This window comes from Aequorivita sp. CIP111184, from assembly GCF_900489465.1.
GTDB lineage: Bacteria > Bacteroidota > Bacteroidia > Flavobacteriales > Flavobacteriaceae > Aequorivita.
Genome location: NZ_UEFQ01000020.1, coordinates 19347 through 39095, shown reverse-complemented (window position 1 = coordinate 39095; position 19749 = coordinate 19347). Strand labels below are relative to the sequence as shown.

Annotated in this window: 17 protein-coding genes; 16 read left to right on the top strand and 1 reads right to left on the bottom strand. The window is 36.4% G+C overall.

Annotated elements, in window-relative coordinates; all coding sequences use genetic code 11:
* Positions 1 to 4 precede the first annotated feature (4 nt).
* The 3 genes from AEQU1_RS08820 (at position 5) to AEQU1_RS08810 (ending at position 3934) form a co-directional block, all read left to right on the top strand.
* Positions 5 to 1723: a TonB-dependent receptor gene (locus AEQU1_RS08820; RefSeq protein ID WP_111880472.1), complete on the top strand. Its 1719-nt coding sequence runs from the start codon at positions 5 to 7 to the stop codon at positions 1721 to 1723.
* 79 nt (positions 1724 to 1802) lie between these two features.
* Positions 1803 to 3440, top strand: a complete 1638-nt coding sequence (locus tag AEQU1_RS08815) for an amidohydrolase (RefSeq protein ID WP_181566746.1) — start codon at positions 1803 to 1805, stop codon at positions 3438 to 3440.
* Positions 3440 to 3934, top strand: a complete 495-nt coding sequence (locus tag AEQU1_RS08810; protein ID WP_111880469.1) for a YkgJ family cysteine cluster protein — start codon at positions 3440 to 3442, stop codon at positions 3932 to 3934. Before AEQU1_RS08815 ends, AEQU1_RS08810 begins: the two co-directional genes overlap by 1 nt.
* A gap of 4 nt (positions 3935 to 3938) precedes the next feature.
* Here AEQU1_RS08810 and AEQU1_RS08805 read toward each other — a convergent pair whose 3' ends face one another.
* Positions 3939 to 5219: an exo-beta-N-acetylmuramidase NamZ domain-containing protein gene (locus AEQU1_RS08805; protein WP_111880467.1), complete on the bottom strand. Its 1281-nt coding sequence runs from the start codon at positions 5217 to 5219 to the stop codon at positions 3939 to 3941.
* Positions 5220 to 5228: 9 nt separating this feature from the next.
* Between AEQU1_RS08805 and AEQU1_RS08800 the strand changes: the two genes are divergently transcribed.
* The 13 genes from AEQU1_RS08800 to AEQU1_RS08740 all read left to right on the top strand — a co-directional run bounded on the left by AEQU1_RS08800 (position 5229) and on the right by AEQU1_RS08740 (position 19714).
* The gene (locus AEQU1_RS08800) at positions 5229 to 6464 is read left to right on the top strand and encodes an ABC transporter permease (protein ID WP_111880466.1); all 1236 of its coding nucleotides are present in this window, start codon (positions 5229 to 5231) and stop codon (positions 6462 to 6464) included.
* A 65-nt stretch (positions 6465 to 6529) separates the two neighbouring features.
* Positions 6530 to 7888, top strand: a complete 1359-nt coding sequence (locus AEQU1_RS08795; RefSeq protein ID WP_111880464.1) for a pyridoxal-phosphate dependent enzyme — start codon at positions 6530 to 6532, stop codon at positions 7886 to 7888.
* Positions 7889 to 8032: 144 nt separating this feature from the next.
* Positions 8033 to 8335 carry a DUF202 domain-containing protein gene (locus AEQU1_RS08790; protein ID WP_309300253.1) on the top strand — a complete coding sequence of 101 codons (303 nt, stop codon included), beginning with the start codon at positions 8033 to 8035 and terminating at the stop codon, positions 8333 to 8335.
* Positions 8336 to 8392: 57 nt separating this feature from the next.
* Positions 8393 to 9685 carry a DUF2851 family protein gene (locus AEQU1_RS08785; RefSeq protein ID WP_111880460.1) on the top strand — a complete coding sequence of 431 codons (1293 nt, stop codon included), beginning with the start codon at positions 8393 to 8395 and terminating at the stop codon, positions 9683 to 9685.
* Positions 9686 to 9753: 68 nt separating this feature from the next.
* On the top strand, positions 9754 to 9984 hold the full coding sequence (locus tag AEQU1_RS08780) for a PspC domain-containing protein (RefSeq protein WP_111880459.1): 231 nt from the start codon (positions 9754 to 9756) through the stop codon (positions 9982 to 9984).
* A complete protein-coding gene (locus AEQU1_RS08775) occupies positions 9981 to 10988 on the top strand; it encodes a TrkA family potassium uptake protein (protein ID WP_111880457.1) in 1008 nt (335 codons plus the stop codon). Before AEQU1_RS08780 ends, AEQU1_RS08775 begins: the two co-directional genes overlap by 4 nt.
* 99 nt (positions 10989 to 11087) lie before the next feature.
* Positions 11088 to 12749 (top strand): sodium:alanine symporter family protein, encoded by a 1662-nt coding sequence (locus AEQU1_RS08770; RefSeq protein WP_111880455.1) that lies wholly within the window; start codon positions 11088 to 11090, stop codon positions 12747 to 12749.
* Between the two features lie 418 nt (positions 12750 to 13167).
* The gene (locus AEQU1_RS08765) at positions 13168 to 14865 is read left to right on the top strand and encodes a sodium:alanine symporter family protein (protein WP_111880454.1); all 1698 of its coding nucleotides are present in this window, start codon (positions 13168 to 13170) and stop codon (positions 14863 to 14865) included.
* 11 nt (positions 14866 to 14876) lie between these two features.
* On the top strand, positions 14877 to 15752 hold the full coding sequence (locus AEQU1_RS08760) for a helix-hairpin-helix domain-containing protein (RefSeq protein WP_111880452.1): 876 nt from the start codon (positions 14877 to 14879) through the stop codon (positions 15750 to 15752).
* A 47-nt stretch (positions 15753 to 15799) separates the two neighbouring features.
* Entirely contained in the window at positions 15800 to 16966 is a 1167-nt protein-coding gene (locus AEQU1_RS08755) for an acyl-CoA dehydrogenase family protein (protein WP_111880450.1), read from the top strand.
* A gap of 32 nt (positions 16967 to 16998) precedes the next feature.
* A complete protein-coding gene (locus AEQU1_RS08750; RefSeq protein WP_111880448.1) occupies positions 16999 to 18417 on the top strand; it encodes a carboxypeptidase-like regulatory domain-containing protein in 1419 nt (472 codons plus the stop codon).
* An 89-nt stretch (positions 18418 to 18506) separates the two neighbouring features.
* Positions 18507 to 18701 (top strand): 30S ribosomal protein S21, encoded by a 195-nt coding sequence (rpsU, locus tag AEQU1_RS08745; RefSeq protein ID WP_111880446.1) that lies wholly within the window; start codon positions 18507 to 18509, stop codon positions 18699 to 18701.
* 128 nt (positions 18702 to 18829) lie between these two features.
* Complete coding sequence (locus AEQU1_RS08740) at positions 18830 to 19714, top strand: tyrosine-type recombinase/integrase (protein WP_111880445.1); 885 nt, start codon at positions 18830 to 18832, stop codon at positions 19712 to 19714.
* Positions 19715 to 19749: the final 35 nt, after the last annotated feature.

Here is a 19749-nt window from a genome sequence, read left to right as displayed (position 1 = left end):
AAATATGTCAAAGAAACGCATAGTATTATTTTCATTCACAACAATTTTATTGTTCAATTTCTCGATGTTTTCGCAGGAAAAAGAACTTGATACTGAGGTTGTAAATATTGTGAAACCATATACGCCAACAATTTCGGACGCCTTCAAAGTAAAGGAAACTCCGTCATTGAATGATTCTATTTCCACCACAAAAAAGGAAGTGAAATACAGTATTTTCTCGGTTCCCGTGGCTTCCACTTTTACACCAGCAAAAGGAAAGGCAACTACAGTTGAAAAAGCAAAGCCTGTAAAATTATATGATAACTATGCAACGCTTGGCTTCGGGAATTACACTTCCATTTTAGGTGAATTTTACAGCAATTTTGAGCTCAGCCGTACCGATAATGCTGGGTTTTTCTTTCGGCACAATTCATCGCAAGGCGATATAAAAGGGGTGAAGTTGGATAACAAATATTACGACACTAGCCTTGATGCTAATTATACAAGCCGCCAAAAAGATGCAACTTATAGACTTGAAGCAGGCGTGGAGCACCAACTTTACAATTGGTACGGTTTACCTGAGGAATTTGCAGTTATCGTTGATGAACTTACTTCACAAATTGATCCAAAGCAGAACTATATTAGCGGGTATGCTGGCGGAAGTATTGCCTTGGACGATTCCTTTTTTGAAAGAGCTGCTTTGAATGTTCGCTATTTGACGGATGCTTTTTCTTCATCGGAATTCAATGCCGTATTGAAACCTGAGTTTTCCTTTCCGTTAGAAAATTTGACATTAAAAATAGATGGTGATATTGATTATTTAAGCGGAAGTTTTGACAAAAATTATCAAAACACTTCCGATATTAAATACAGTTATTTAAATGCAGGATTGGCACCTTCCATAACTTTTGTAAATGATGATCTTTCGGTTTCACTTGGTGTTGCAGCATATGTAAGTCTGGATTCTGAAAACAACAATACTGACTTTTCGTTATACCCAAGATTAAATGCTTCGTATCGTTTGCTGGATGAAACCGTAATTGTTTATGGTGGGGTAGAAGGAGGACTTCAGCAAAATTCCTATTATAATTTTAAGGAAGAAAACCCATTCATTTCGCCAACATTGAATATTGCGCCAACAAAAAAACTCTACGAAGGCTTTGGAGGAGTCAAGGGAAAATTGTCTAATTCCGTGGCTTATAATATACGAGCTTCCTATGGAAAAGATGAAAACAGACCATTGTTTCAAATTAATCCCTTAAGGTTATACACTGGTTTGGAAGGTTACCAATATGGAAATTCATTTAATGTAGTTTATGATGATGTAAATACCTTGTCATTTTTCGGGGAATTGAAAGTTGAAGTTTCTGATGTGTTTTCATTTGGAATAGACGCCAATTATTACAGTTATAGTACAAATTTACAAGAGGAAGCATGGAACCTTCCTGATTTAAAAGCTTCTATATTTTCAAATTTCAGTATTACGGAAAAACTTTATGGGGGTGCTTCAATTTTCTATGTTGGTGAACGAAAGGACCTTTATACAGATTTATCCATAACTCAAAAAGTTACTGTAGACGGTTATGTTGATGCCAACCTTCATTTTGGCTATAGATTTACAGATAGACTTTCGGCTTTTGTGAAAGGGAGTAATCTTTTTGGTGATAACTATCAAAAATGGTTGAATTACCCAGTTCAGGGAATTCAGGGATTGGCCGGGGTTACCTATAAGTTTGATTGGTAACTTCCTATAAAAATATAATTTCTGAAAACATCCGTCTTTGGCGGATGTTTTCTATTTTTACACTTTAACAAAACCAATGATGAAAAAACTACTCTTTCTTTTATTAGCAATATCAATTGCATCATGCGCCCCAAATAAAATTCCAGCAGATTTATTAATCAAAAATGCAACAATCTATACAGTTGATAAAGATTTTAGCACTGCAAATGCTTTGGTTGTAAAAGATGGAAAAATCTTAGAGATAGGTTTAAAACCTGAACTTGAACTAAAATATAATATTAAGGAAACCTACGATGCTAAAGGCAATACCGTAGTTCCAGGTTTGATTGATGCCCACGCCCATTTATACGGTCTTGGATTAGGTCTGCAACAGGTAGATTTGGTGGGAACAACAAGTTTTGATGAGGTTTTGGGGAAAGTTGTCGCTTTTCAGGAGGAGAAAAAAATGCCGTATATCATCGGTCGCGGATGGGACCAGAATGACTGGGATGATAAAAATTTTCCAACCAAAAAAGAATTGGATTCCTTATTTCCCGATACCCCTGTTTCTTTACGCAGGATTGACGGCCACGCTATGTTGGTAAACTCGAAAGCATTGGAGTTGGCGGGAATTACTTCAAAAACAAAAGTTGCTGGAGGTGAAATAGTTCTGGAAAACGGTGAGCCAACAGGAATAATTATTGATGCGCCAATGGGTTTAATTGGGAGAACCTTCCCAGAAATAACCTCCGAAGTTTCAACCGAAGCACTTTTGGAAGCAGAAAAAATATGCCTTCAATATGGTTTAACAACGGTTGACGATGCAGGTTTGAATAGGAATATTATTGAGTTGATTGATACACTTCAAAAAGGCGGAAAGTTTAAACTGAGAATGTACGTTATGGTCAGTAACAGTTCTGAAAACCGTGATTATTATCTGAAGAGAGGAATATATAAAACCGATCGATTAAATGTGCGTTCCTTTAAAGTATATGCCGACGGCGCACTGGGTTCACGAGGTGCAGCGATGCGAGAAGAGTATAGCGATATGCCCCATCATTTTGGAGCTATGATTACTACAGCAGATAGTTTATTTTATTTTGCGGATAAAATTTCAGCTTCCGAATTTCAAATGAATACACACGCCATTGGAGATTCTGCAAATATTGCAGTTTTACGAGCTTATAAAAATGCGTTGGAAGGTAAAACAGACAGACGTTGGAGAGTGGAACACGCTCAGATTATTTCGCCACAGGATTTCAATTATTTTGATGAAAATAACAATATCCTTCCTTCGGTACAACCAACGCACGCAACTAGCGATATGTATTGGGCTGAAGATAGAGTGGGAGCGGAACGAATGAAAGGAGCTTATGCATATAAAGAATTACTTGACAAAGCCGGAATGGTTGCTTTGGGAACCGATTTCCCTGTGGAACAAGTAAACCCGATGTACACCTTTTACGCCGCTGTTGCACGAAAAGATTTAAAGAATTATCCAGAAAACGGTTTCCAAATGAAGGATGCATTGACCCGTGAAGAAGCTTTACGCGGAATGACTATTTGGGCAGCTTTTTCAAATTTTGAAGAAAACGAAAAGGGAAGTATTGAAGTTGGAAAGTTTGCCGATTTTACGGTTCTTGATAAAGACATTATGAAAGTTGACGAAAAAGAACTTCCAAATACAAAAGTACTTGCAACCTTTATCAATGGTGAAAAAGTTTATGAAGCAGAGTAATGGAAGAAATCTTGAAACAACTTCCGCAGAAAGCAAAGGAGGCTGAAACCGAAAACAAAAAGTTCTTCGCGAAGCTGAAGAAAAAGCCGCCCAAACATCTGGATAGTTTGATGCAGGAACTGCACGAGGAAGAGTTCCAAAGAACAGATTGTTTAACTTGTGCCAATTGCTGTAAAACTACCGGCCCGCTTTTTACAGATAAAGATATAGAGCGAATTTCAAAACATTTCCGAATGAAACCGCAACAGTTTATTGAAAACTATTTGCGGATTGATGAAGACAAAGATTATGTATTGCAAAGCGTTCCCTGCACTTTTTTGGGAGCCGATAATTATTGTAGTATTTACGACGTTCGCCCAAAAGCTTGCCGCGAATTCCCGCATACAGACCGAAAGAAATTTCAGCAGATTTCAAATCTAACAATGAAAAATGTTGCCGTTTGCCCGGCCGCTTTCAATATTGTGGAAGAGATGAAGCGAAGAATAAACCGTTAAGTAATTAATTGTAGATTAAGTATTTTTCACGAATCTTCTTAAAACTTTCAAGCCCATCCTTCCAAGAATCCCGAATTTCTTCCGCAGATAACCCTTGCTCAATCTGTTTTTGCAACTTGTCCGTTCCGGCAAGTTTCACAAAAAACGAATTGAAAAAATCCTTCTTTTTTCCGTTGGCATTATAAGCATCAATCAACCATTCCAAATTGATTTTATTCAAACGCGGTTCCTTCCGAAGATCTTTTCCGTGGCATAACTGCCCTTTAAATTTTGGACTTTTTGCACCTTCGTTGGATTGAGGCGTATATTCAAAAGAATATTTTGAAGCAGGTAAGCTAGGCGCGCCAAAAACCTGAAACTGCATATCCGTGCCGCGACCTGCACTTATAAATGTACCTTCAAAAAAACAAAGGCTAGGGTAGAGGTTTATAGCTTGATCATTCGGCAGATTGGGTGATGGTTTTATGGGAAGCGAGTACTCTTTTTGATGATTGTAGTTTTTCATTTTAATAACAGTCAGCTCACATTTCACTTTATTCTTTAACCAACCTTCGCCATTGAGCATTTGTGCATACTCCCCAATCGTCATTCCATGAACAACAGGCACAGGGTTCATTCCTACAAAACTTTGGTTTTCTGGTTCCATAATTGGACCATCAACGTAATGTCCGTTTGGGTTTGGTCTGTCCAAAACAATTACAGGTATTCCCGCTTCGGCACAAGCTTCCATTACATAGTGAAGTGTGGCAATATAGGTGTAAAAGCGGGCGCCCACATCTTGTAAATCAAAAACCATTACATCAATGGCGGAAACTCCTTTATTAATATCCTCTTCTATTTTTTTAGCTCCAGCCAATTGTTCCAGCTTCGGTTTTTTGTTGTCGCCATAAAGCGATATAAGTGGAATTCCAGTTTTAGTGTCAATCCCATCTTTAATGTGTTCCCCAGCATCTGCTTTGCCTCTGAATCCGTGTTCTGGTGAAAAAACTACTTTGACCGAAATATTTTTTGAAATTAAAAAATCAATAAGATGTTGGTTTTCATTTTCTAAAAATGAAGTCTGATTGGCAACAACGCCTACATTCTTACCTTTTAGCAGTTCAGAATATAGTTGAAATTGCTCCGCACCAAGTATGATTAGTTCGTCTTTAATCTTGGCAGTTGCTTCTTGCTTCTCTTTTCTCTCTTCATTTTGATCTTTATTCTTCGAAGTTGTTTTACTTCCACAGGAAAAAATAGTCAAAACAACCAATAAAACTGTATTTTTGAAAAAAGTTAAGCCCATAAAATTTCAGTGAATTTCGAATTTTTCATCGCTCGGCGCATCATTGCTTCCAAGGACTATAAAAGTAGTATTTCGGCACCGATAATAAAAATTGCAATCACTGCAATCGCGCTCGGCATTATTATGATGCTTATCTCCATCGCCACAGGTGTTGGGCTTCAAAAAAAGATACGCGAAAAGGTTTCTGCTTTTAATGGTGACATCATTATCACAAATTTCGACACCAACTTTTCCAATGATTCCCAAAATTCTATTTCAAAGAACCAGGATTTTTACCCAACTTTTAAAAATATTGACGGTATAAAACATGTTCAAGTTACCGCTTCCAAAGGTGGCGTAATACGTACCGAAACCGATTTTGAAGGCGTGGTGGTAAAAGGCGTTGGTGACGATTACGATTGGGAATATTTCAAGGATTATTTAACGGAAGGAAAACTGCCCGATTTTAAAGGCGATTTGAATGAAGATATTTTGATTTCGGAATATTTGGCTAATAGACTGCATTTGAAACTTGGTGATAAAGTGACTACGTTCTTTTTAAACGATGAAGTTTCCAAAACCCCGCGAAGCCGTGGTTTTGATATTGTGGGAATCTACAATAGCGGTTTTCAGCAGTTTGATGAACAGTTTATAATTACAGACATTCGCCACATTCAACGTTTGAATAAATGGGAAGATGACCAGATTGGCGCCTTTGAAGTTTTTGTAAATGATTTTGATGAAATAATCCCCATCGGAAACGAGGTCTACAACGAAACCGGAAGCACGCTCGATACCCAAACCATTCGCGATAAATACGCCTCCATTTTTGAATGGTTGGATTTGTTCGACTTCAATATTATAATGATTATAGGGATAATGATTTTGGTGGCGGGCATTAATATGATTACGGCCCTTTTGGTGCTAATTTTAGAGCGAACCCAAATGATAGGAATTTTAAAAGCCTTAGGCAGCAGCGACTGGAGCGTACGAAAAGTATTTCTTTACAACGCAATATATTTGATTGGCGTAGGCCTTTTTTGGGGAAATGTTTTTGGTATTGGATTACTTTTGGTTCAGAAATACGGCAAGGTTTTTAAACTGAACCCAGATACCTATTACGTAAATGAAGCCCCTGTTTATTTACATTGGGACTATATTTTAATTTTGAATGGTGGAACTTTTCTGCTTTGCCTTTTGATGCTTTTGATTCCTTCCTTTATAATTGCGAAGATTTCTCCAGTGAAGGCGATCCGGTTTGAATAACATTGCGGAGAACGACGCAATGGAAAACCATTCACTTTTGTACCTTTGCACTTCTAAAATTTAATATGGAATACGCAGAAAACATCTTAGGAACCATTGGTAACACACCTATGGTGAAAATCAATAAAATAATTGGGGATATTCCCGCTTTGGTACTTGCCAAATACGAAACTTTTAATCCGGGAAATTCGGTGAAAGACCGTATGGCTTTAACAATGATTGAAGACGCCGAAGCAGATGGAAGGCTAAAACCCGGCGGAACCATTATTGAGGGAACTTCAGGAAACACCGGAATGGGCCTCGCACTTGCCGCAATTGTAAAAGGCTACAAAATGGTTTGTGTAATAAGCGATAAACAAAGCAAGGAAAAAATAGATATTTTAAAGGCCGTTGGCAGTAAGGTTATTGTTTGCCCAACAAACGTAGCGCCCGAGGATCCGCGCAGTTATTATTCTACTTCAAAAAGATTGGCGGAGGAAACCCCAAATAGTTGGTATGTAAACCAATATGACAACCCAAGTAACACCAAAGCACATTATGAAAGTACTGGTCCGGAAATCTGGAAACAGACCGATGGAAAAGTAACGCATTTTGTGGTAGGAGTTGGAACCGGCGGAACTATTAGCGGCGTTGGAAAATATTTAAAAGAACAAAACCCCAATGTAAAAATTTGGGGAATTGATACCTACGGAAGTGTTTTCAAAAAATACCACGAAACCGGAATTTTTGATGAAAACGAAATCTATCCCTACATAACTGAAGGGATCGGCGAAGATATTCTTCCGAAGAATGTTGATTTCAGTGTAATAGATGGTTTTGTGAAAGTGACCGATAAAGATGCGGCAATCTACACACAGAAGCTTGCGAAAATGGAAGGTTTCTTCTTGGGGAATTCCGCTGGAGCTGCAATTAAAGGCTTGCTTCAACTGAAGGATAAATTCACGAAAGACGATGTTGTTGTCGTACTTTTCCATGATCACGGAAGCAGATATGTTGGTAAAATGTACAATGATGAATGGATGCGTGAACGAGGTTTTGTAGAAGACGAAGCCAAAAACGCTTCTGATTTGATAAAAGAACATGAAGACAAACCTTTGATTACCGTAAAAACTGAAGAACTTGTAGGTCACGCCATTGAGCGAATGAAGAAATACAATATTTCTCAGATTCCTGTGGAAGATACTACTGGCTTTGTAGGCGCTTTGGACGAAACTGATTTGTTGCGCAAATATTTGGAAAACAAAAATATAGCTGATCTTCCTATAAAGGAGGTGATGCACAAACCTTTTCCAATTGTAAAAAAGAGCACGCCAATTGAAGAGATTTCAAAATTGATCCACAAAGAAAACAATGCTGTTTTGGTGGACTTGGGTGATGGCAACTATAATATAATTACCAAGCACGATATTATTCGCGCACTATAGTTTATTGAGTATTTAAAATAATATCCCGCTTCATTCTAAATGGAGCGGGATTTTTGTTATTTTTAGGCTGTTATGAAGAATGAAGCTAAAAAGTTATTCCGGTTTTTACGAACTAGGCCATTACCCGAACATACCAATGAAATTTTGGCATTAGAGCGAACTAAACTTGCCAATGAACGCACGCTGCTTTCTTACATTCGCTCCTCACTTTATCTGCTTTTGGGCGGTATTGCCATACTTCAACTTAAGGATTTTAGAAATATACATTGGCTAGGTTATATTGCACTTGTTGTTTGTGTTTTCTTTTTAACAGTGGGCGTTTTTCGGTATGTACTTCTTTCGCGAAGACTTTACAAATGGAATCGAATTTTATTTGTAGATAATGCAACTGAAAAAGTAGAGAAACAGGCTAATGCTCAAGAGAAACTGGAAAAACAAGAAGCGTAACATTTTTTCATTATATTTATAGAATCTTATTTAAGACTCCCCCTAATATTTTTTCAAATGAAAGAGGATTTTCTGCACTATGTGTGGAAATTTCAGAAGTTTGATGTATGTGGGTTTCTTACAACAAACAATGAAAAATTTCACATTAGGAATAATGGGAGCCACAATTTAAATTCGGGCCCAGATTTTTTTAATTCGCAAATTGAACTTGACGGCCAGCTGTGGGCGGGCAATGTTGAAATTCATATTAAATCATCAGATTGGTATGCACATGGTCATGAAACAGATCCTGCTTATGACAATGTAATTCTACACGTAGTTTGGGAACACGATGCAGAAGTTTTCAGGAATGATGGGAGCAAGATCCCGACTTTTGTAATTAAAGAGCACGTTCCAAAAAGTACTTTGGAGCATTATAAAAAACTATTTTCAAAAGATAAAAAGTGGATCAATTGTGAAACAGATTTTGAATCTGTTGATGATTTCATAATTGAAAATTGGTTGGAACGTGTTTTTTTTGAAAGGCTTCAAAAGAAAGAGTCACAACTTCTGAAAGAGTTGGAAGATTCCCAGAATCATTGGGAAAGCTTACTATTTAGAATGTTATGTAAAAATTTTGGACTGAAAGTAAACGGTGATTCTTTTTTCAGCATTGCCAAATCTTTAGATTTTTCTGTAGTTAAAAAATGCAGTCAAGAACGGCAGGATTTGGAAGCAATCTTGATGGGCCAAGCAGGTTTGCTGGAAGGGGAAAATGAAGATTGGTATTTCAAAACTTTGAAAAGCCAATATGAATATTTAAAGCACAAGTTTAATTTACAGAACGAAAATGTAATTACCCCAAAATTTTTCCGATTAAGACCTCCAAACTTTCCTACGCTACGATTGGCACAGTTTGCGATGCTTTATTTTGAAAGGGATAATCTATTTTCAAAAGTAATCGCCGTCCAAGACGTTAAAGATTTTTATGAGCTTTTCAATATTTACGGAAGTGATTATTGGGACACACACTACAACTTCGGAATTTCTTCATTGGAGCGAAAAAAACGCATTACCAAAAGTTTTGTAGATCTTTTAATCATCAATACTATTATCCCTTTAAAATTTTGTTACGCCGTGCAACAGGGCAGGGATATTTCCGAAGAATTACTAAATCTGGCTTCAAAGATTTCTTCCGAAGAAAATACTATTGTGAAGAAATTCAATTCGCTAAGACATACTTCCAAAAACGCATATCAAAGTCAGGCCCTGCTTCAATTAAAAGATGAATATTGTGATAATAACAAGTGTTTGCAGTGTGCTGTAGGTAATTTAATAATTGGTTCAGAAAAAGAAAAGAGAAAAAACTAACAAAATCAAAATTGATTTTTATCTACGTTGTTTCGTCAATTTATACCAAAAAAACGTAATTTGCAGCTATGTTGCAAGCCATTTATTCATTACGTCATTACCTTGAAAAACGTGGGTTTTATGTGTCTTCCCGTTTGGCTGACAGGTTGGGAATGCGAGCCAAAAGCGTGCGGCTATTCTTTATCTATGTTTCTTTCGCCACTTTAGGTGCTGGGTTCGCAATTTATCTCACACTAGCTTTTTTATTAAAGCTTAAAGATCTTGTAAACACAAAACGAACCTCTGTTTTTGATTTATGAAGAATATCTTCAACTCTAAAATAACGGTCGCACTTCTCTTATTGCTCTTGGTATTCCTGTCAGGCGTATTGGGTTTTCGTTTGTTTTCGGAGTACAGTTGGATTGATTCTTTTTACATGACCGTCATTACCATTACAACCGTGGGATACGGTGAAGTAATGCCTTTGAGCCCTTCGGAAAAAGTTTTTGTTTCGCTTCTCATCATTTCAAGTATCTTTATAGTTGGTTATTCCATTTCGGTAACTACTGAATATATTTTAAGTAAAAACATAGGTATTTTAAGACAGAAAAAAGTGCAAAAAAAATTGGAATCTATGCATGACCACATTATTGTATGTGGCTTTGGAAGAAACGGAAAACAAGCCGCCCAGAAATTATTGGCCTACAACCGTCCCTTTGTAATTATTGAAAAAGATGAGGAGGTAATCGATCGATTTTCGGACGATAATACGTTGTTCATTTTAGGAAATGCCATTGAAGATGAGATTCTTCTAAAAGCAGGTGTAGAAAAAGCTTCCACATTAATCTGTGCCACGCCAAGTGATGCCGATAATCTTTTTGTGGTGCTTTCTGCCAGACAGATGAATAAGAACCTTAAAATTATTAGTCGCGCAAGTGAAGAGACCAGTTATAAAAAAATGAAACTTGCAGGAGCAGATAATGTTATTATGCCAGATAAAATAGGTGGCGACCATATGGCTTCTTTGGTAGTAGTGCCTGATCTTGTGGAATTTTTGGATAATCTAACTGTTTCTGGAATGGAAGACAGTATTAACGTTGAGCAAATTTCCTTTGAAAAAATGTGTCCAAACGGAAATGAACAGGCAATCCAAGATTTGGATGTTCGCAAAAAAACAGGCTGTTCTATAATAGGTTATCGTTCTCCAACAGGAGAATATATTGTTAACCCAGAACCTTCACTTATTCTTCAAAAAAATTCTAAATTAATATTGATAGGACGTCCCAACCAAATTGAGAAACTTAAAAAGGAATACGGGGTTTAAGAAGGCGTTAACAAATTTATGTTTATTTCTTTGAAATTGTAAACTTTTTTAAGCATCTTGCTTTTTTTATCTTAAAAATGTTAACCTGAAAATTTCACTATGAAGAAATATCTTCTTTCGCTAATTACATTTCTTATTCCAATCTTCACTTTCGCACAAGAACAAAAAAGTTTCGGAGATAAAATCGATGATGCGTTTGCTGAATACACTACACCACTTGTAGATTTAATTTTTTATCCTGTAACAATAGCGGGAAAAGATATGCCAATAGTAATTATTCTTTTGCTGGCGGGAGCACTCTTTTTCACGCTTTATTTTAATGGGGTTAATTTTAGATATTTAAAAATCTCTATTAAAACAGCATCTGGAAAATATGATAAACTAGATCATCATGTTCCTGCTGATCAAGAGATTGAGGTAAAGGATGGTAAAATTATTGATACTGTTCAGTTAACAGGAGAAGTTCCGGGCGAGGTTACACACTTTCAGGCACTAACGGCTTCCTTGTCGGCAACAGTAGGATTAGGAAACATTGCAGGTGTTGCGGTTGCCATCGCCATTGGTGGTCCAGGAGCAACAATATGGATGATTGTAGCTGGACTATTAGGAATGGCTTCAAAGTTTGTGGAATGTACTTTGGGTGTAAAATATAGAGAAGTAGACGCCGACGGGAAAACATATGGGGGGCCAATGTATTATCTTGCCAGTGGTCTCAAAGAAATGGGAATGGCTGGTTTCGGTAAAATTTTGGCTGTCTTTTTTGCAATTATGTGTATTGGAGGATCTTTTGGTGGTGGAAACATGTTTCAATCCAATCAAGCCGCAGCACAGTTAACGCAACTAATGGGTTGGGACGGTCCTAATGCTGGGCTCTATGTGGGGCTAGTAATGGCTGTTATTGTAGGTCTTGTGATTATTGGTGGAATTAAAAGAATTGGTTCTGTTACGGAAAAAGTTGTTCCATTTATGGCAATTATTTATGTTGGGGCAGGTCTAATAATTTTAGGGATTAATTATGATATGATTCCTTATGCTGCTAATCAAATCTGGGAAGGAGCTACAAATCCGAATGCCGCGTTTGGTGGTGTGGTTGGAGTGTTGATAGTTGGATTTCAGCGCGCAGCATTCTCTAACGAAGCTGGTGTGGGGTCTGCTGCCATTGCGCACTCCGCTGTAAAAACCCGATATCCTGCCAGCGAAGGTCTAACTGCTTTATTGGGGCCTTTTGTGGATACCGTTATTATATGTACAATGACCGCTATTGTGATTATTATCACCAATGCAAAACACAACCTGTTTACTTACGGAAACCTTGATGCGGCAAGTAACGTTATGCTCAATGCTACAAACCAACCAATTAATGGGGTTGATTTAACTTCAGTGGCTTTTGACTCTGCTATTCCAAACTTTTCTATAGTACTTACCATAGCCGTAATTTTGTTTGCTATCTCCACCATGATTTCATGGTCCTATTACGGGCTTCAATCTTGGAAATTTCTTTTCGGAAAAGGAAAAGTTTCTGATATAACTTATAAGGTGTTATTTTTAATATTTTTAATTGTAGGTGCCTCCTCAAGTTTGGGTGCTGTAATTGGTTTTTCCGATGCTATGATATTTGCTATGGTGTTCCCCAATATAATAGGTTTGGTCTTGCTTTCACCTAAAGTGAAAAAAGAACTGAGAAAATACCTAAATGCAATTAAAATAGATAAAATGGATGCTACCATTCATAAAGAAAGTAAGGAAGTTAAAGAAATTTAAAATAGCCTTCAATTTAAAATCTCACTTCGTCGTTATTAATTGAAGGTGAAGTGGGATTTTCAATTTAGAATACTTTGAGACTCCTTCCGCAGAATGATTCAATCCAAATTCAATCAAAGAATTTAAAAACCATATTCTAAAAATTTCCAATAAAGAAATTGTTCGCTTCACTTTATTACTTAAACATTAAGTATAGGGTTTGGTTCTATAAGTATTTACGGTTTTTTTATGTGGAATTGAGGCTCTATTTTAAATTCTCCCAATGGCAACCTCTTAAAGAAAAATTGAAATTCTTAAAAAGAAATTTGGGTTTACGAAAGTGTTAACAAATAACTTCACAATTTTTTAAAAATATAGTTTTTTTTAAGCATCTTGCTTCGCTTTATTTAAGAAAAGCGATTCATCTTAAAAAACTACTATGAAGAAACATTTGCTTTCGCTAATCGCATTTTTAATTCCAATACTAAATTTTGCGCAAGAAACGCCTCCAGAAATAGGTATTGATGAAAAAATTAATCAGGCTTTTCTGCCTGTATCTAATTTTTTCTCGAATGTGATATTCTTTCAAATAGCTGGAATTCCGTTTGTTCTTATACTACTAGTTTTTAGTGCTACTTTTTTCACATTATATTTTGGGTTTCCTAACTTCAGATACTTTTGGCGGGCAATACAAACTGTGCGAGGCAAATATGAGGATATCGAAAACCATGGAGCTAAAATTTTATATGGAGAAGGCGGAATTGCCCAAGGAGTTGACATGAATAAAGTTGATGACTTTAAAGCACACATCGAAACCCTTGACGATGATTTAGCCATAGATGGTAATATTGTAGATACAATACGTGATGAAAGCTCGGCAGGAGAAGTAAGCCATTTTCAAGCTTTAGCAACAGCAGTTTCGGGCACTGTAGGTAATGGAAATATAGCCGGGGTTGCCTTGGCTATTGCACTTGGTGGACCAGGAGCTACTTTTTGGATGGTAGTCTGCGGGCTCTTGGGAATGTCTACAAAATTTGTGGAATGTACTCTGGGTGTTCAATATCGAGATGTGGGTCCAGACGGTACTGTGTACGGAGGTCCAATGTATTATTTAAGCAAAGGACTCAAGGAAAAAGGCTTTGCAACATTAGGCAAAATAGCAGCTGTGCTATTTGCTATTTTTTGTATTGGGGGTTCTTTTGGTGGGGGTAATGCCGCACAATCCAATCAAGCAACTATTGTATTGAAAGATTTGTTCAACCTTCAAAGTACAGCTGCTGGTTTTTGGATTGGTGTTTTGCTTGCTATTTTGGTAGGTATCATTATTATTGGAGGTATAAAAAGAATTGCTCAAGTAACCGAAAGGGTGGTTCCCTTTATGGCGATTTTTTATATAATTGCTTGTTTATATATAATTTTAAGCAACTATACATTAATTGACGATGCTATAAATCTAATTATCACAGAAGCATTTAAACCAACTGCAATCGGTGTTGGTTCTTTAATAGGAGTATTATTGGTTGGTTTTAAAAGGGCGGCCTTTTCCAATGAAGCTGGTGCAGGTTCTGCATCCATTGCACACTCTGCCGTTCGTACAAAATATTCTGCAAGTGAAGGTTTGGTCGCACTATTAGAGCCTTTTATAGATACAGTAGTTATATGTACTATGACGGCTCTGGTAATTATAATTTTTAATATGGGAGGTTATTTTGAATATGGTGACGTAACTGGTCACGGTGTTGCTATTATTGACGGTGTATCTTATGAAGGCTCCGGAATAACCGCTCAAGCATTTCACGCATTTATCCCGTATTCCAATATTTTCTTGACTATTGCTGTATTCCTTTTTGCTGTATCAACAATGATATCTTGGTCATATTATGGACTACAATCCTGGAAATATCTATTTGGAAGAGGTAAAACAATGGATTTAGTTTATAAAGTTCTTTTTTGTATCTTTATTATCATTGGTGCCGCTGCAAATATGAAATCTATTTGGGACTTTTCCGACGCGATGATATTTGCAATGATTTTTCCAAATATGATAGGATTGTTCTTCCTCTTCCCCGTAGTAAAAAAGCAATTGCGCCGCTATTTGGATGCAATAAAAATGAAAAGAGAAGCCATATCGGATTAAATTTTTTTAAAATGAATATAAAATCCCACTTCACGTTCAATAAGCAACAACGGAGTGGGGTTTTGCTTTTGTTGCTACTCATCGTTTTGTTGCTGTGTGTTTATTGGTTTGTGGATTTTTCCGAAGAAGACACCTTTGATACCTCTTCAGCAGAAATTGTTGCAATGCAGAAAGAGTTGGATTCGCTTCGCCTTGTTGAAATGGAAAATAGGAAGCCTAAAAAATATCCTTTTAACCCCAATTTTATTACAGATTATAAAGGGTATACCCTTGGAATGTCAAACAAAGAAATTGACCGTTTGTTTCAATACAGAAAGAAAGATAAATGGATTAATTCTGCAGCCGACTTTAAAAAAGTAACGGGCGTTTCAGATTCTCTATTGAAAGAATTGAGTCCTTATTTCAAATTTCCTGATTGGGTGACAAATCCAAAACCAAAGAAAGATTATAAAAGTGAAAAAGGTTTTTCGGAAAAATCTTTCACCCAAAAAATTGATCTCAACAAAGCAAGCGAAGAACAATTACAACAAATAAGTGGAATAGGGGAGGCGTTGAGCAAACGAATCATTTCATATCGAGACAAGTTGGGTGGGTTTTCAGATGATATTCAATTGTATAGTGTTTATGGATTAGATCCTACAGTAGTGCAGCGAACACTGAATATTTTCACAGTAAAAACCCCAAAGAAAATTTCAAAATTAAATATAAATATGGCCTCCGCTTCCGATATTTCAACCATTCCTGGCATCTCATTTGAAATGGCAAAGAAAATTTGGGAATACCGCAGACTTCGTGAAAAAATTACCAGCATTCAAGAGCTGAACAAAATTGAAGGAATCACGGAAAGAAAGTTACAGCTATTTCAATTATATTTGTCCACAGAGTAAATAAAATAAATTGCCGAAAGGCCTATAAATATTAGTATTAGAAAAGCATGAGTACAATGTATTTTACAGAGGAACACGAATTTTTCAGAAAGAGTTTTCAGGATTTTCTTCAAAAAGAGGTAGTACCACATATTGAAAAGTGGGAAAAAACCGGTCATATCGAGCGGTTCATCTGGGAGAAATTTGGCGAAATGGGTTACTTCGGAATTTATCAACCCGAAGAATACGGCGGGCTTAATTTAGACCTTTTTTATACTGTAATCTTTTTAGAAGAACTTCAAAAAGTAAACAGTGGCGGCTTTGCTGCTGCAATGTGGGCCCACGCATATCTAGCGATGACGCATCTTAAAAAAGAAGCTAACCACGAACAAAAAGAAAAATATTTAGCACCAAGTATTACAGGAGAACTGATAGGCTGTCTTTGTATCACTGAACCTTTTGGTGGTAGTGATGTTTCTGGAATGCGTACTACTGCGGTTAAAAAAGGCGATAGCTATATTTTGAACGGTTCAAAAACTTTTATCACCAACGGAATTTATAGCGATTATTTAATTGTAGCTGCAAAAACGTCTCCTGAATTGGGTAATAAAGGTATAAGCATTTTTGTTGTGGATCGCGATACAAAAGGCGTTTCCGCTACCAAATTGGATAAATTGGGATGGCGTGCTAGCGACACCGGGGAAATAGCTTTTGACAATGTTGAAATTCCTCTAACTAATTTACTGGGTGAGGAGAATGCTGGATTTCCTTATATAATGCAGCATTTCGCATTGGAAAGACTTATTATGGGTGTCAACGCCCACGCCCGTAGCGAATTCGCTTTGGAATATACCATTCAATATATGAAAGATCGTTTTGCTTTTGGTAAAAGTATTTCGAAATTTCAAGCGTTGCGTCACCGCGTTGCGCAAATTGCAAGTGAAATTGAAGTTTGTAAAACTTTCAATTACGTTACCGCAAAACGTTTGAACGATGGCGAATATGTAGTAAAAGAAGCCACGATGAGCAAATTGATTTCCACCAAAGTTGCAGACGAGGTAATGACTGAATGTTTACAGTTTTTGGGAGGTTATGGGTATATGGAAGAGTATCCTTTAGCGCGTTTGTTACGCGATAGTAGATTAGGGCCCATTGGCGGCGGAACTTCAGAAATCCTTCGGGAGATTATTGCCAAAATGGTCATAGAAGGAAAAGAGTATAAGCCAGCAACATAATATTTTTTCATTCTTAAATCTAATTGCCAGAAATGAAGCATTTCACTTTAAAAAGTTTTTTCGCATTAACTGTTTTTCTTATCGGCGCATCAGCTTTTGCCCAGACAGAATTGAAGGGAAAGGTTGCTGATTTCTTAACTTACGGACCCATTGAAAGCGCCAGTGTTTATATTGAAAATACAACTATAGGTTCCATAACCAATGCGGATGGTAATTTCGTTTTAAAAGTGCCGCAGGAACATTTAAAGGATACGTTGGTTATTTCCTCTATTGGCTACAAAAGTTTTAAAGTTGTTATAAGTGAATTTGAAAATGGTTCCGATATATTTTTGGAAGAAGACGTAGCTTCATTAGATGAAGTTGTAATTATTTCAGATCCGCGGCCAACAACAGGGAATGGCATTGTGCAAAAGGCAATTGAAAAACTTCCGAAAAACTTACCGGAACAGCCTTATTTGCAAAAAGGATTTTTACGTCATAAAGAGCGCAATAAAAAGGAGTATAAATGGCTTATTGAAAGCGCCATCACTTTATATGATTCCAGTTACGCTTCCGGCGCAAAAAACAATCTGAAAATAAATGTTGACGAAACTCGAAAAAGTTATGATTTAAGGGATGTTGACAGTCTTTTTACCTTTTCGGCATATCTTAAGAGTATGGGTTCCAAAGCTGGTAATTTAAATAGGAATTCAATCAAAACCTCGTCTTTAATTGAAGCCATAAAATGGAACGATAGCCGGGTTAATGGTTTGGAAAATCTTTTTAAAGGAAAGCTCAACTTGGTTCGAAATTCTAATGCTATGGGTTCTTTGCTTGGTAAGAATATTTTGGAGAAACATCAGTTTAACCTAGATACGATTCTTGTTGATAATGGAAGGAAAATTTATAAAATCAAAATTTCAAAAGGTGCTGATTTTGTTGGACTGAACACGGCAAATATCTACAATGAAGGCTTTGAGCCAAAAGGATGGATCTATATTTATTATGACAATTATGCCATTAAAAAAGTGGAGTACGAATTGGTAGCAGCTTCCGATGTACAGAAAAAGCGTAGCAAAAGCCTTTTTGACACTCAAACCATTCACAAACTTATAATGACTTATATAGAATATAATGGAAAGATGTATCCTAACTATATATATTACGAAACACCAAAACTGGTAAATACAGGCGATAGATCTTCAGACAGAGTTAAAACCGAGGCAGAACCCGGATTTGATAAAGACGAACAATATTACTATACTATTCAAGAAATATTGTTTAGCGACATTATTCAAGATCCTGAGCTCATAAAACAGGAACTACAGCAAAACGATTGGTCTGCAGATATTTTTTCCACAAAACCGTACCATGAAGACTTTTGGAAAAATTACAATGTTTTGTTGGAAAGTAAAGAGGAAGAAAAGCTAATCCAAGATTTGAGTAAGCGCGCATCTTTATATAAAGAGTAATTTATTCTATAAAATTTTTATTACCCACTGCTCATTATTCATTATTAATTATTATTTTTGCCGTCCTAAAGAGAGGAGGTGATGACACTATGTTAATTATACCAGTTAAAGACGGAGAAAATATCGATAGAGCGCTAAAGCGTTTTAAGCGTAAATTTGATAGAACCGGAACAATGCGCCAGCTACGTTCCAGACAAGCTTTTATGAAGCCTTCTGTTAAGAAAAGAGCACAAATTCAAAAAGCTCAGTACATTCAAAACTTAAGAGATCAGGAAGATATTTAATTTATATCCTTTTGAATAAAAATAGAGATCCGTTGGAATTTTTTTTCCAACGGATTTTTTTAATTCAGGCAATTTTAAATACCAATAATAAATTCGCTAAATTTAACTCCTATCCAATATTCTAAGAAATGTCCTTTCAAGCATTCACAGATTACCTTCAGCTCGAAAAAAAATATTCCCCGCATACAGTGATTGCTTATTTAAAAGATTTAGAGGACTTCCGTTTGTTTGCTTCGGAAAACTATCAATATTCTGAAATTGTAAATGTGAATTACTCCATTGTTCGAAGCTGGATTGTTTCATTGGTAGATTCGGGCATTTCAAACCGGACGGTAAACCGAAAAATTTCTTCACTTAAAACATACTATAAATTTTTATTGAAAACGGGCCAGATTAAAATAAATCCTTTGGCAAAGCATAAGGTATTAAAAACCTCAAAAAAAATTCAAGTGCCTTTTTCCGAAAAAGAAATAGTGAACGTAATGGAAATACTGCAAGCAGAAAATACATTTGAAGGATTACGGGACAAGTTAATAGTTGAGCTTTTTTATTCAACGGGAATACGACGGGCGGAGCTCATCAATGTAAAGCTGAATGATGTTTCCTTTGCGCAAAAAACTATCAAAGTTTTGGGGAAAAGAAATAAAGAACGTATCATACCATTATTGCCTTCCGTTCTTAATACAATTAATGAGTATTTGCCATTTCGGGATCAGGTTGAAAATATAAAGGAAGTGGATTTTTTATTTCTAACCCAAAAGGGGGTTAAAGTTTATGAAACACTTGTCTACAGGATTATAAATTCATACTTTAGTAAAACTTCGGAGAAAGTAAAGAAGAGTCCGCATATTTTGCGGCATTCTTTTGCAACACACCTTTTGAACGAAGGAGCAGATATCAATGCGGTGAAAGAGTTGCTGGGTCATTCCAGTCTTGCCTCAACACAAGTTTATACACAAAACAGTATAGCAAAGTTAAAAGAGGTTTACAAAAACTCACATCCGCGAAACTAAACTAAATTAAAAGAGGCTTATGGCGTAAAAATACA

Coding starts and splice junctions, on each gene's coding strand:
- AEQU1_RS08795 (WP_111880464.1), top strand. CDS start 6,530: ATGGAATACGCAGAAAACATCTTAGGAACCATTGGTAACACACCTATG.
- AEQU1_RS08775 (WP_111880457.1), top strand. CDS start 9,981: ATGAAGAATATCTTCAACTCTAAAATAACGGTCGCACTTCTCTTATTG.
- rpsU (WP_111880446.1), top strand. CDS start 18,507: ATGTTAATTATACCAGTTAAAGACGGAGAAAATATCGATAGAGCGCTA.
- AEQU1_RS08750 (WP_111880448.1), top strand. CDS start 16,999: ATGAAGCATTTCACTTTAAAAAGTTTTTTCGCATTAACTGTTTTTCTT.
- AEQU1_RS08755 (WP_111880450.1), top strand. CDS start 15,800: ATGAGTACAATGTATTTTACAGAGGAACACGAATTTTTCAGAAAGAGT.
- AEQU1_RS08740 (WP_111880445.1), top strand. CDS start 18,830: ATGTCCTTTCAAGCATTCACAGATTACCTTCAGCTCGAAAAAAAATAT.
- AEQU1_RS08810 (WP_111880469.1), top strand. CDS start 3,440: ATGGAAGAAATCTTGAAACAACTTCCGCAGAAAGCAAAGGAGGCTGAA.
- AEQU1_RS08805 (WP_111880467.1), bottom strand. CDS start 5,219: ATGGGCTTAACTTTTTTCAAAAATACAGTTTTATTGGTTGTTTTGACT.
- AEQU1_RS08785 (WP_111880460.1), top strand. CDS start 8,393: ATGAAAGAGGATTTTCTGCACTATGTGTGGAAATTTCAGAAGTTTGAT.
- AEQU1_RS08820 (WP_111880472.1), top strand. CDS start 5: ATGTCAAAGAAACGCATAGTATTATTTTCATTCACAACAATTTTATTG.
- AEQU1_RS08765 (WP_111880454.1), top strand. CDS start 13,168: ATGAAGAAACATTTGCTTTCGCTAATCGCATTTTTAATTCCAATACTA.
- AEQU1_RS08815 (WP_181566746.1), top strand. CDS start 1,803: ATGAAAAAACTACTCTTTCTTTTATTAGCAATATCAATTGCATCATGC.
- AEQU1_RS08770 (WP_111880455.1), top strand. CDS start 11,088: ATGAAGAAATATCTTCTTTCGCTAATTACATTTCTTATTCCAATCTTC.
- AEQU1_RS08760 (WP_111880452.1), top strand. CDS start 14,877: ATGAATATAAAATCCCACTTCACGTTCAATAAGCAACAACGGAGTGGG.
- AEQU1_RS08780 (WP_111880459.1), top strand. CDS start 9,754: ATGTTGCAAGCCATTTATTCATTACGTCATTACCTTGAAAAACGTGGG.